The 11,788-nt window shown below is 71.9% G+C and carries 13 protein-coding genes; 4 read left to right on the forward strand and 9 right to left on the reverse strand.

Features of this window, described 5'->3' with window-relative positions:
• Positions 1–9: 9 nt before the first annotated feature.
• The gene (locus AC57BS_RS02970) at positions 10–1,254 is read right to left on the reverse strand and encodes a hypothetical protein (protein ID WP_496409983.1); all 1,245 of its coding nucleotides are present in this window, start codon (positions 1,252–1,254) and stop codon (positions 10–12) included.
• A gap of 6 nt (positions 1,255–1,260) precedes the next feature.
• On the reverse strand, positions 1,261–1,614 hold the full coding sequence (locus tag AC57BS_RS02975) for an HIT domain-containing protein (RefSeq protein ID WP_496409984.1): 354 nt from the start codon (positions 1,612–1,614) through the stop codon (positions 1,261–1,263).
• An 88-nt stretch (positions 1,615–1,702) separates the two neighbouring features.
• On the opposite strand from AC57BS_RS02975, the gene AC57BS_RS02980 reads away from it, so the two are divergent.
• Positions 1,703–2,668 (forward strand): Gmad2 immunoglobulin-like domain-containing protein, encoded by a 966-nt coding sequence (locus tag AC57BS_RS02980; protein ID WP_496409985.1) that lies wholly within the window; start codon positions 1,703–1,705, stop codon positions 2,666–2,668.
• Positions 2,669–2,693: 25 nt separating this feature from the next.
• Here the strand turns inward: AC57BS_RS02980 and AC57BS_RS02985 are convergent, their stop codons facing one another.
• Genes AC57BS_RS02985 through hrcA form a run of 3 tightly spaced genes read right to left on the reverse strand, consistent with a single transcriptional unit; the run spans position 2,694 to position 5,622 of the window.
• Positions 2,694–3,434, reverse strand: coding sequence for a 16S rRNA (uracil(1498)-N(3))-methyltransferase (locus AC57BS_RS02985; RefSeq protein ID WP_496409986.1), 741 nt, complete (start codon positions 3,432–3,434; stop codon positions 2,694–2,696).
• Positions 3,435–3,439: 5 nt separating this feature from the next.
• Positions 3,440–4,603, reverse strand: coding sequence for a molecular chaperone DnaJ (gene dnaJ, locus AC57BS_RS02990; RefSeq protein WP_496409987.1), 1,164 nt, complete (start codon positions 4,601–4,603; stop codon positions 3,440–3,442).
• Positions 4,600–5,622 (reverse strand): heat-inducible transcriptional repressor HrcA, encoded by a 1,023-nt coding sequence (hrcA, locus tag AC57BS_RS02995; protein ID WP_496409988.1) that lies wholly within the window; start codon positions 5,620–5,622, stop codon positions 4,600–4,602. The genes dnaJ and hrcA overlap by 4 nt, the downstream gene beginning before the upstream one ends.
• 86 nt (positions 5,623–5,708) lie before the next feature.
• Between hrcA and AC57BS_RS03000 the strand changes: the two genes are divergently transcribed.
• Positions 5,709–6,572 carry an MBL fold metallo-hydrolase gene (locus AC57BS_RS03000; RefSeq protein ID WP_496409989.1) on the forward strand — a complete coding sequence of 288 codons (864 nt, stop codon included), beginning with the start codon at positions 5,709–5,711 and terminating at the stop codon, positions 6,570–6,572.
• 56 nt (positions 6,573–6,628) lie between these two features.
• Complete coding sequence (locus AC57BS_RS03005; RefSeq protein WP_496409990.1) at positions 6,629–6,967, forward strand: hypothetical protein; 339 nt, start codon at positions 6,629–6,631, stop codon at positions 6,965–6,967.
• A gap of 13 nt (positions 6,968–6,980) precedes the next feature.
• Here the strand turns inward: AC57BS_RS03005 and AC57BS_RS03010 are convergent, their stop codons facing one another.
• Positions 6,981–7,289, reverse strand: coding sequence for a hypothetical protein (locus tag AC57BS_RS03010; RefSeq protein ID WP_496409991.1), 309 nt, complete (start codon positions 7,287–7,289; stop codon positions 6,981–6,983).
• 2 nt (positions 7,290–7,291) lie between these two features.
• Positions 7,292–7,498, reverse strand: coding sequence for a hypothetical protein (locus tag AC57BS_RS03015; protein WP_496409992.1), 207 nt, complete (start codon positions 7,496–7,498; stop codon positions 7,292–7,294).
• A 64-nt stretch (positions 7,499–7,562) separates the two neighbouring features.
• On the opposite strand from AC57BS_RS03015, the gene AC57BS_RS03020 reads away from it, so the two are divergent.
• A complete protein-coding gene (locus AC57BS_RS03020; RefSeq protein ID WP_496409993.1) occupies positions 7,563–8,411 on the forward strand; it encodes a DUF3097 domain-containing protein in 849 nt (282 codons plus the stop codon).
• A 104-nt stretch (positions 8,412–8,515) separates the two neighbouring features.
• Here the strand turns inward: AC57BS_RS03020 and hemW are convergent, their stop codons facing one another.
• Positions 8,516–9,733, reverse strand: a complete 1,218-nt coding sequence (gene hemW, locus AC57BS_RS03025; RefSeq protein WP_496409994.1) for a radical SAM family heme chaperone HemW — start codon at positions 9,731–9,733, stop codon at positions 8,516–8,518.
• Positions 9,734–9,809: 76 nt separating this feature from the next.
• The gene (locus AC57BS_RS03030) at positions 9,810–11,630 is read right to left on the reverse strand and encodes an AMP-dependent synthetase/ligase (protein WP_496409995.1); all 1,821 of its coding nucleotides are present in this window, start codon (positions 11,628–11,630) and stop codon (positions 9,810–9,812) included.
• Between the last annotated feature and the right edge of the window lie 158 nt (positions 11,631–11,788).

The following is an 11,788-nucleotide window of genomic DNA, read 5'->3' on the forward strand; positions in this document are numbered from 1 at the left end:
GGGACGTCCTCAGGGGCGGGTGACCTGCAGCATTCCCAGACACATCTCGTCGGTGGTGCCCTCGCCCCACACGACGTAGCGGTCGGGCTGGCCCTCGAACGCGGGGAGCTTGTCGCGCAGCCACTGGACGTGGGTGCAGGTGACCTTCACCTGCTCGAACGGCTGCAGGGTGATCGGCTCGATCGGCCGGCTCCCCTGGTCGTCGAAGTCCCAGACCGGGATGTCGAGGACGGTCTGCGCCTGCGGTGTGCCCGGCCGCACCTCGATCCTGATCGAGCGACCGAGCAGGTGCATGTGGCCGGCGACGCCGTGGATGGTGACCGGCTCACCGAGGGTGCGCAGGCACGACTGCGTCCGGCCGGGCTCGGGCTCGCCGCCGCACAGGAGGTGGAGGAGGTCGGCGGTGTTGCCGTCGGCGCCGAATCGCTCCTTGACGTCGGCCACAGCGGCCGCACGGTCGCAGAGCTCGCCGTCGGAGTGCTGCGGGCGGCAGGGCAGCTCGACCGGTGCCGGCAGGAGCATGGTGGTGAGGCCCTGGTACTTCCGGTTGCCGGGCGCGAGGCGCAGCTGCGCGGCCGAGGTGTCGGGCTGCTGGCCCGCTAGCAGGTTGTAGTGGACCTGCATGACGACCTGGCTGCCCTTGCGCAGTCGTACGCCGTAGCCGGGCTTGACCACCGACTCCTCGCCGCCGGGGGCCCAGGCTCCGATCCACGACGACCGGTTGACGTCCTGGAACTGGTCGAGCCCGGTGCCACCGAAGCAGGTCCAGCCCTCCTCGTCCTCGCCGGCGTCCTTGGCCTTCGCCGCCGCGACCTGCTCGGGCGGGACCTGGAAGAGGATCACGTGGTGCACGACGTCGGGGTTGCCCGGCAGCACCTGGGTGCCGGTGAGCCACGCGTCCTTCTCGAGGCCCGGGTCGAGCAGGAAGCAGCGGTAGTCGTCGGTGCCGGTGCCGTAGGGCGCGTCCGGCGTGTAGCTGCCCGGCATCGCGATCGTCGTACGGGTCTCGCCGGCACGCAGCTTCTTGGACTTCGCGGGCTCGGCGTAGTGCCCGCTGCCGTGCGACCCGGCCGCCGCCTCCTCCGCGGTCGGCGAGGTGCTCGCCGGCTGCTCGGCCGGCTGGGTGGCGCTCCGGTCGCCCTCGGCGGAACCCCCGCCGCACCCGGCGAGCGTGAGCAGGCCGAGGGTCAGGGCGGCGGCGAGCGCCTGGCGGCGCCGGGACGGTCGGGGTCTGGAGCTACGGGATCGGGACACGGCTGCTCAGATCAGGGACTCGGACATGCGCGACGAGCCGCCGAGCACGTGGAAGTGGGTGTGGAAGACGCTTTGCCCGACGGCGGCGCCGGTGTTGGCGATGAGGCGGTAGTCGGGGTTGCCGGACTCGCGGGCGACCGTGTCGGCGAGTGCGACGAGGTGGCCGATCACCGCAGGGTCGGCCGCGGCGGAGGCGGCGGCGTTCTCGTGGTGGTCGAGCGGCACCACGAGAACGTGGAACGGCGCCTGCGGGTTGAGGTCCTTGAACGCGATGGCGTGCTCGCTGCGCCCGATCACGTCGGCCGGGATCTCCCCGGCGACGATGGTGCAGAAGATGCAGTCGTCCGACGTGGCGCTCATCTCCCCAGCCTAGGGTCTGGGTCGGCGGCGTGTAACCGACGGCGTGTAACCGGAGGGGCGAGGCGTGCGTCCCACTACCGTGAGCGACATGACCTTCCCCACCGCCCCGGCCCGACGCGTACGTCGCTGGGCGGGTGCCACCGCCGTCGTCGCGGCGACGACCCTGGCCCTCGCCTCGTGCACAGGCGACGGCACGCGCCCGGCCTCCGACGAGGCGAGCGAGCCCACCGCGACCGACGGCGCGCAAGCGACGAAGTCACCCTCGCAGTCCCCGTCGGACTCCTCCTCCGAGTCGCCCGCCGAGTCCCCGTCGGGGTCCCCGTCGGCCGCCGGCACCGCCGTCCCGGTCTACTTCGCCGGCGACGGACCGGGCGGACGTACGGTCCTGTTCCGCGAGTTCCACCGGGTGGAGGGTGACCCGCTGACGGAGGCCGCCCGGCTCGTCGCCGGCGGCCAGCCCGACGACCCGGACTACCGCACGCTGTGGCCCGGGGTGGAGATCTCCTCGGTCCAGGCGACCGACGGCCTGCTGGTGGTGGAGATCCCGTCCGACGGCTTCACCCAGCGCCCGGACGGCATGAGCAGGCGCGACGCCCGGCTGGCCCTCCAGCAGCTCGTCTACACGCTGCAGGGCGTCCAGCAGGAGCGGGTGCCGGTCGTCATCCAGCGCGTGGACCCGGGCTTCGGGATCTTCGGCCTGCCGACGGACACCGAGTTCGAGGCGGGCAACGCGCTGCGGACGCTCAACCTGGTCAGCATCACCTCCCCCGCCGAGGGCGACACCGTCACCGGCGACACGCTCACCGTCACCGGCGTGGCGAACTCGTTCGAGGCCAGCGGGCCGTGCCGGCTCCTGCAGGACGGCCAGGAGGTCGCGCTGGAGGCCTACCAGTCGGACGGCTGGATGGAGGAGCGGCTGTTCCCCTTCGAGGTCGCCCTGCCGCTCGACGGCGTGACGGGCGAGGTCGTCGTGAAGTGCGAGACCGACGACCCGAGCGGCGGCACGGAAGGCCCCGGGGCTGCGGTCGACACCAAGACGATCACCGTGCAGTAGGGCCTGCGCGGGCCGGCTGGCCCAGTCAGGACCAGCGGGGCGTACGCGCGAGCAGCGCCGCGACGGCCACGACGCCGGCGGTCGACGTGCGCAGCACCTCCGCGCCGAGGCGTACGGAGTGCGCGCCCGCGGCCGTGAGCGCGGCGAGCTCGTCGGGGGCGATCCCGCCCTCGGGGCCGACGACGACCACGATGCGGCCGGCGGCGGGGACGTCGAGCGAGCTGAGCGGGACCGTCGCGTCCTCGTGCAGCACCACGGCGAGGTCGGCGTCAGCGACCAGCGCGCCCACGTCGGCCGTCGACGCCAGCGGGGAGACCGTCGGCAGCCACGAGCGGCGCGACTGCTTGGCCGCCTCGCGGGCCGTGGCCTGCCACTTCGCGTGGGACTTCGCGGCGCGCTCGCCCTTCCAGACCGCGACGGAGCGGGCGGCCGCCCACGGCACGACGCGGTCGACGCCGACCTCCGTGAGCACCTCGACGGCCAGCTCGCCGCGGTCGCCCTTGGGCAGCGCCTGGACGACAGTGAACGCCGGCTCGGGGCGCTCCTCGCGGGCCACAGCCGCGACGGTGACGGTGAAGACCCGCTTGCCGGTCGCGGCGACGGTGCCGGTGACCGAGGTCCCGGCCCCGTCGGTGAGCACGACCTGCTCACCGTCGCGCAGGCGGCGTACGGCGACGGCGTGGTGCGCCTCGTCCCCGGTCACCTCGACCGTCGAGCCGACCGACGCCTCGGCCAGCGACGGCACGAGGTGAACGGGGAGGGACACGCCGCTCAGCCCTGGAAGGCGTCGCGCAGGCGTCCGAACATCGACTTGTGCGGCGCCTCGACCTGGCCGTCGGGCGACTCCTCGCCCCGGATCGCCGCGAGCTCGCGCAGCAGCTCCTCCTGGCGCGGGTCGAGGCGGGTCGGGGTGTCGACGGAGATGCTCACGACCAGGTCACCGCGCCCGCCGCGCAGGCTGGGCACACCGAAGCCGCGGATCACCTGCTCGCTGCCCGACTGGGTGCCGGGTCGGACCTCGAGGTCGAAGGTCGTGACGGTCTCCGAGTCCTCGGACGTCGGCAGGTCCGCCTCGAGCAGCGGGAGCGTGAGCTGGGTGCCGAGTGCGGCCGCCGTCATCGGCAGCGAGATCGTGGTGTGGAGGTCGTTGCCGTGCCGGGTGAAGGTCGGGTGCGGCTCGACGTGGATCTCGACGTAGAGGTCGCCAGCCGGGCCGCCGCCGGGACCGACCTCGCCCTGTCCGGTGAGCTGGACGCGGGTGCCGTGGTCGACGCCGGCCGGGATCTTGACCGTCAGGGTGCGACGCGAGCGGACCCGGCCGTCGCCGGAGCACTCGCGGCACGGGTCGGGGATGATCGAGCCGTAGCCGCGGCACGCCGCGCACGGGCGGAGCGTACGGATCTCGCCGAGGAACGAGCGCTGGACGACGGCCACCTCGCCCTGGCCGTGGCACGTCTCGCAGGCGATGGGCTTGGTGCCGGGCGCGGTGCCCTCGCCCTCGCACGCCTCGCAGCGCAGCGCCGTGTCGACCTTGAGGTCGCGGGTGACGCCGAAGGCGGCCTCGGCGAGCTCGACGTCGAGGCGAATCAGCGCGTCCTGGCCGCGTCGCGCCCGCGAGCGCGGACCGCGCGACTGACCTGCGCCCGGGGCGCCTCCGCCGAAGAACGCGTCCATGATGTCGGTGAAGCTGAAACCCTGCCCGGCGGCGCCGAAGCCCTGGCTGAACGCGTCGCCGCCACGGTCGTACGCCGCCCGCTTGCCGGGGTCGCTGAGCACCTCGTAGGCGCGGGAGACGTCCTTGAAGCGCTCCTGCGTCTCCGGGTCCGGGTTGACGTCGGGGTGGAGCTGCCGCGCGAGCTTGCGGTAGGCCTTCTTGATCTCGTCGGCGCCGGCGTCACGCGAGACGCCGAGGATCTCGTAGGGGTCCTGGGTCACTGGTTTCCTTCATCGAGGATCCGGGAGACGTAGCGCGCGACCGCGCGCACGGCTGCCATGGATCCGGGGTAGTCCATGCGGGTGGGGCCGACGACGCCGAGGGATCCGAGGTGGAACTCCTGCGGGCCGTAGCCGGTGGCCACGACGCTCGTGGCCGCGAGCTCGGAGTAGGGGCCCTCGTGCCCGATGCGCACCGTCAGGGCGTCGGTGCCCGACTCCCCGAGGAGCTTGAGCAGCACGACGTGCTCCTCGAGCGCCTCGAGCAGCGGGCGCACGGCGGTGTCGAAGTCGCCGTAGCGGGCGAGGTTGGCGGTGCCGCCGACCGCGACGCGCTCGTCGTTGCGGTGGTCGGACATCGCCTCGGCCAGCACGCCGACGATCGCGCGGGCCGAGTCGACCTGCTCGGGGCGTACGGCGTCGGGCAGCTCGCCGAGGGCGGCGGCGGCCGCCGCGATCTGCACGCCCGCGCTGGCCTGGTTGACCGCGACCCGCAGCTCCGCGAGGTCGGTGTCGACGATCGCCGCCTCGAGCTCGACGAGGCGCTGCTCGACCCGCCCGGTGCTGAGGATCAGGATCACCATCACACGGGTGGGCGTCAGCGACACGAGCTCGATGTGGCGCACGGTGGAGCGCGAGAGCGTGGGGTACTGGACGATCGCGACCTGGCGGGTGAGCTGGCTGAGCAGCCGCACCGACTTCTGGACCACGTCGTCGAGGTCGACGGCACCGTCGAGCAGGGTGGCGATCGCCCGCCGCTCCGCGGCGCTCATCGGCTTGAGGGTGGCGAGCTTGTCGACGAAGAGCCGGTAGCCCTTGTCGGTCGGGACCCGGCCGGCACTCGTGTGCGGCTGGTGGATGTAGCCCTCGTCCTCGAGCGCCGCCATGTCGTTGCGGACGGTGGCCGGCGAGACGCCGAGGCCGTGCCGCTCGACGAGCGCCTTGGAGCCGACGGGCTCCTCGGTGGCGACGTAGTCCTCCACGATCGCGCGGAGCACGTCGAGCTTGCGGTCGTCGACCATCGAGCCCTCCTCTGCACGTCGATCCGGTTGTTGGCACTCGTTTGCCCGGAGTGCCAACTCTACAAGGCAACCGTAGGCTCGCGGACATGCCCGACTCCACTCCCCGGTTCACCGAGGTCGCGCCGCGGGTGTGGGTGGCGCACTACGACTGGATGCACGTCAACATCACCCTGGTCGGCGGCTCCGACGGGCTTCTGATGGTCGACACGCACGGGTCCGCCGCCGACGCCCGGCGGGTCGCCGACGACGTACGCCGTCTGGGCGCGGGTCCGCTGACGGGCCTGGTCAACACCCACGAGCACTGGGACCACCACTTCGGCAACGCCACCATGGTCGAGCAGTTCGGCGACCTGCCGATCCACGCGACCGAGTGGGCGGGCGGCCACATGGAGGCCTCGGCCCGACACACGTTCGCGCGCTACGAGCAGGACACCGAGGACCCACGTCGCGACGAGGTCCTCGCGACCACCCTTCACCTGCCCACCCACACCTTCTCCTCGGCGGTCCAGCTGGACCTCGGTGACCGGGCCGTCGAGCTCATCCACCCCGGCCGCGGGCACACGGCCGGCGACCTCGTCGTACGGGTGCCCGACGCCGACGTGGTGCTGGGCGGCGACCTGGTCGAGGAGTCCGACCCGCCCTTCATCGGCGACGACTCCTGGCCGCTGGAGTGGCCGACCACTCTCGACCTCGTGCTCAGCCTGATGACCGACGCGACGGTGGTGGTGCCCGGCCATGGCAAGGTCGTCGACAAGGCGTTCGTCCAGGACCAGCGCTTTGACCTCGGCGTGGTCGCCGAGACCATCCGCGACCTGGCCTCGCGGGGCGTGCCGCAGTCGGAGGCGCTCGCGCAGGGCGAGTGGCCGTGGGACCCGACGCTGCTCGAGAGCGCCGTACGCCTGGGCTACGAGCACCTGCCCCGCAGCCAGAAGCGCCTCCCGCTGGTCTGAGCCGTCCCACCCCCACGGGGCTGGCCGGGGCGCACGGGGGTCGGTAGGACTGGGGCATGACCGAGAACAGCGAGTCCCAGACCGACAACGCCGAGTCGACCGACACGCCCGAGGCCGGCAGCGGCACCAGCCCCGCCGACGCCGACCACTCCGGCGACACCGCGTCGCCCGACGAGGCGAGCCTCGGCGGGATCACCGACGACCAGCTGCCCGAGGACCTCCAGCCCGGCGAGGACAACCCGCTCGCCGAGCCCCTCGACCCCGACGCCGAGGAGACCAAGAGCCGCGAGGAGCTCGAGATGGACGCCACCCAGGAGGACCTGGGCAACGACGACGGCGCGAGCCAGGCGCCCACCCAGGGCGACGGCACCGAGGGCACCTCCGCCGAGGAGTGAGCCCCACCGGACGTCAGCGGGTCAGCGCGAGGTAGGCGATGAACGCGCCGTAGCCGCCGACGACGACCACCACGATCCCGATCGCCAGCAGGAGCTCGGCCGACGGCACGAGCCGGTTGAGCCGGAAGTGGTTCTCGTCGGCATAGTCCTCGTAGTGGTTGGCGGCGTCCGACCACTGCCACCACGCCAGCGTCCGCTCCGCACGGGTCATCTGCTCGGGCGGCTTCCCGCCCCTGTCGAGCTCCTCGGACACGAAGCCGCTGCGTCCGCCGAACGACCGCGCGATGTCCCTGTGTTGCGTCGTCCGCCCGCGCGCCCTCATGCTCAGCGCCCCTGGGTGTGGGCGAGCCACAGGAAGAAGCCGACGAAGATCGCGGCGGCGCCAAGGACGATCAGCGCCGAGATGCCCAGGTCGATCCACAGCGGGAGACGCACCGGACGGAAGACGCCGTCCTCCTCGTAGCCGCCACGAAGACGCGCGCGGATCCGCCCGCGCGTGTGTCGGCGTACGGGCGCGGGTGTCGTCCTCATGGTCGTGCGTGACTGCACGGCGTGCCACCCCGTCCTCGAGCCGTTGGGCGCCTAACGTAGCCGAGTGCCTCAGGATCGCTACGGAACCGACGTCCTCTCCGGCGACTGGCGTGTCCCCAGGAACGGCCGCGCCACCGAGATGCCCACCGAGCTCGGCATGGTCGTCGAGGAGGTGACCACCGACTGGTGCGGCGAGGTCGTCGCGGTCGACCGTGACATCGACACCCTGACGCTGGAGGACCGGCGCGGCAAGCGGCGTACGTTCCCGCTCGGCCCCGGCTTCCTGCTCGAGGGCAAGCCGGTGATCCTCACCCGTCCGGTGCGCGCCGGTGCGCCTGTCGCGCCCACCCGTACGGCCTCGGGCTCCGTCGCGGTGCCCAACGCGCGCGCCCGCGTGGCGCGGGCCAGCCGCATCTTCGTCGAGGGCCGCCACGACGCCGAGCTCGTCGAGAAGGTCTGGGGCGACGACCTGCGCGTCGAGGGCGTCGTCGTGGAGTACCTCGGCGGTGTCGACGACCTCGCCGACCACCTCCGCGACTTCAAGCCGGGCCCGCAGCGGCGCGTCGGCGTGCTCGTCGACCACCTGGTCCCCGGGTCGAAGGAGGCCCGCATCGCGCAGGGCATCGCCCGCTCCCCCATCGGCAAGCACGTGCTCGTCGTCGGGCACCCGTTCATCGACGTCTGGCAGGCGGTCAAGCCCGACCGCCTCGGCATCCCGCGCTGGCCGCACGTCCCGAAGGGTATCGACTGGAAGACCGGCACCTGCCAGCAGCTCGGCTGGCCCCACCGCGACCAGGCCGACATCGCGCGTGCCTGGAAGCACATCCTCGGTCGGGTGACCTCCTTCGCCGACCTCGAGCCCGCCCTCCTCGGCCGGGTCGAGGAGCTCATCGACTTCACGACGCTTCCCTGAGCTTGCTCAGGGAAGATCACGTCGGGAGGTTGAGGAGGGCTCGGCCAGAGCTGAGCGCAGCGAAGCACTGGCCGACCCGTATCGAGATCCGCGGTCCAGCGTGGTCAGTCGGTCAGGTCGCGGACCACGGCGTCGGCGAGCAGGCGCCCTCGCTGGGTCAGGACCAGGCGCTCGGCAGAGAGCTCGACGAGTCCGTCGGCGACCATCCGGGCGACGTGCGAGCGGCCCGAGGCGTCGAGGGCCGTGACCGGCAGCCCCTCCACGAGCCGGATCTCGAGCATGATCCGCTCGACCCTCTGGTCGTGGTAGCCGAGCACCTCTCGGGCCAGCGCGGGAGAGACCCCGCGCGCGAGCCGCTCGGCGTACGCGGCCGGGTGCTTGACGTTCCACCAGCGCACCCCGCCGACGTGGGAGTGCGCGCCGGGGCCGACGCCCCACCAGTGGCCGCCGGTCCAGTAGAGGAGGTTGTGGCGGCACCAGTGGTCGGGCGAGGTCGCCCAGTTGGACACCTCGTACCAGCTCATCCCGGCGGCAGACAGCTTCTCGTCGACGAGGTGGTACTTGTCGGCGAGGTCGTCCTCGTCGGGCATCGGCAGCTCGCCGCGGGCGACCTGCCTGCCCATCGCGGTGCCCTCCTCGACGATGAGGGAGTAGGCCGAGACGTGGTCGGGCCGACATGCCAGGGCCGCGTCGACGGACGTCTCCCAGTCGGCGAGCGACTCCCCCGGGGTGCCGTAGATCAGGTCGAGGGAGATGTCCTCGAAGCCCGCCTGCCGCGCCCACTCGACCGCGGCCGGCACCCGCATCGGGTCGTGCGTGCGGTCCAGGGTGCGCAGCACGTGGTCGACCGCGGACTGCATGCCGAAGCTGATCCGGTTGAACCCTGCGGTGCGCAGCTCGTCGAGGTCCCACGCCGCGACGCTGTCGGGGTTGGCCTCGGTGGTGATCTCGACGTCGTCGGCCAGGCCGAACTCGGCCGCGGCGCTCGCGACGATGGCGCCGAGGTCGGCCGGCTTCAGCAGGGTGGGCGTCCCGCCGCCGAAGAAGATGGTCTCGATCGGCACGTCACGGTGGCCCAGCACGTGGCGGGCGAACCGGATCTCGCGGATCGCCGCCTCGGCGTACGACGACCGGCTCGCGCCCACCTCGTCGCCGAGCTCGTGGGCGGTGTAGGTGTTGAAGTCGCAGTAGCCGCACCGCACCGAGCAGAACGGGACGTGGATGTAGAGGCCGAACGGTCGGGTGCCGAACTGGGCCCACGCCTCGTCGGGCAGCAGGCCGTCCTCGGGGGCGACGTCGCCGTCGGGTTGCGCGGGGGGCACGCGGGTATCCAACCACGCCGCAGATGCCGAACGGGTGCCAGTGGTCTCCCACTGGCACCCGTGCTTCGACGACGTGTCAGGCGTACATCTCGTCGATCAGCGCCTGGTGGTTGCCCTGCACGACGTTGCGCTTGACCTTCATGGACGGGGTCAGCTCGCCCGACTCGACCGTGAGGTCGTGGTCGAGGAGCTTCCACTTCTTGATGGTCTCCCAGCGGTTGAGGTGGCTGTTGAGCTCGTCGACGTAGCCGGCGACCATCGCCTGGACGGCCTCGGACTGGACGATCTCGGTGTAGGACGCCCCACTCATGCCGTTGGCCTCGGCCCAGCCCGCCATCGCGTCGGGGTCGAGGGTGACGAGGGCGACGCAGTAGTTGCGGTCCTCCCCGAACACCATGAACTGGCTGGCGTAGGGGCACACGGCCTTGAACTTCGACTCGATCGCCGGCGGGGCGATGTACTTGCCGCCGGAGGTCTTGAAGAGCTCCTTGATCCGGCCGGTGATGACCAGGTGGCCGTCCTCGTCGAGGGCGCCCTTGTCGCCGGTGTGCAGCCAGCCGTCGCCGGTGAGCGTGCGGGCGGTCTCCTCGGGGAGGTTGTGGTAGCCGTCCATGACGCCGGGGCCCTTGATCATGACCTCGTCGTTGTCGCCCAGCTTGACCTCGCTGCCCGGGAACACCGGGCCGACGGTGCCGAACTTGTTGCGGTCGGGGTGGTTGACGAAGGACCCCGCCGAGGTCTCGGTGAGGCCGTAGCCCTCGAGGATGGTGATGCCGGCCGCCCCGAACCACTCGGCGATGTCGCGGTTGAGCGCGGCGGCACCTGAGATGAAGAAACGGACGCGTCCACCGAAGCGGTCGCGCACCTTGCTGAAGACCAGCTTGTCGAACAGGCCGTGCTTGACCTTGAGCCCGATCGGGACCGACTTGCCCTCGCGCTTGAGGCGCTCGACCTCGAGACCGGTCGCGAAGGCGGCCTTGAAGAGCTTCTCCTTCGCCCCGCCCTCGGCCGCCTGCATGGTGACGATGCGGCCGTGGGCCTTCTCGAAGATGCGCGGTGCGGCACCCATGAACGTCGGCTTCACGACGCCCAGGTTGTCGACGATCTTGTCGACGCGGCCGTCGATGGCGGCGGCGAACCCGCAGGCCATCTGCGTCGACATCAAGACCTTGCCGAACGAGTGGGCCATCGGCAGCCAGCGGAACTCGAGGTCGCTCTCGGAGAGGATGCCCTGCGCGCGGATGGCCTCGCCCTCGTAGACCCACGACGAGTGGCGCAGGCGCACGCCCTTGGGGCGACCGGTCGTGCCGGAGGTGTAGATCAGGGTCGCGAGCTGGTCGGGCGCGATGGCCGCGGACGTCGTACGCACGATGTCGGGCTGCTCGGCCAGCTTCTGGGCGCCCATCGCGGCGAGGTCGTCGAGCGAGATCACCCAGTCACCGTCGGCCTTGCCCTCGAAGGTGACGACCTTGCTGACGTGGGGCAGCTCCGCGCGGTGCGCGATCAGCTTGGCGAGCTGCTCGTCGTCCTCCGCGAAGACCACGCGGCTCTCGGAGTCACCCAGGATGTAGACGGTGTCCTCGGCGTTGGTGGTCGGGTAGACCGTGGTGGTGGCACCGGCGGCGCACATGATCGCGAGGTCGGCGAGGATCCACTCGTAGCGCGTGCCGGACGCGATGCCGACGCGCTGCTCGGGCTCGACGCCCAGCGCGATCAGTCCCGCGGCGAGCGCCTCCACCTTGTCGCCGGCCTGCTTCCAGGTGACCGACTCCCAGGCTTCGCCGCGCGGGAACCGGAAGGCCTCGGCGTCGGGGGTCGCGGCGACCCGGTCGAAGAACTGGACCGCCACGTTGGGCGGCATCGTGTCGAGGAACGCCGTGTCGATGGTGATCGGCATCTGCTACCTACTCATTCGTCGAGGGCGTGACGCGGGGGCGCCACAGCGGGGGCGTGCTGGCTGACTTGGCTGTAACCTAGATCACGGGGTTTACCGAGCGGTAGCAAACACGGCGATTTCTCACGTGGAGTGGCCCAGAAGCAGACTTTCGGCCCGTC

This window comes from Nocardioides sp. BGA-UO-ETr-FS32, assembly GCF_059567905.1.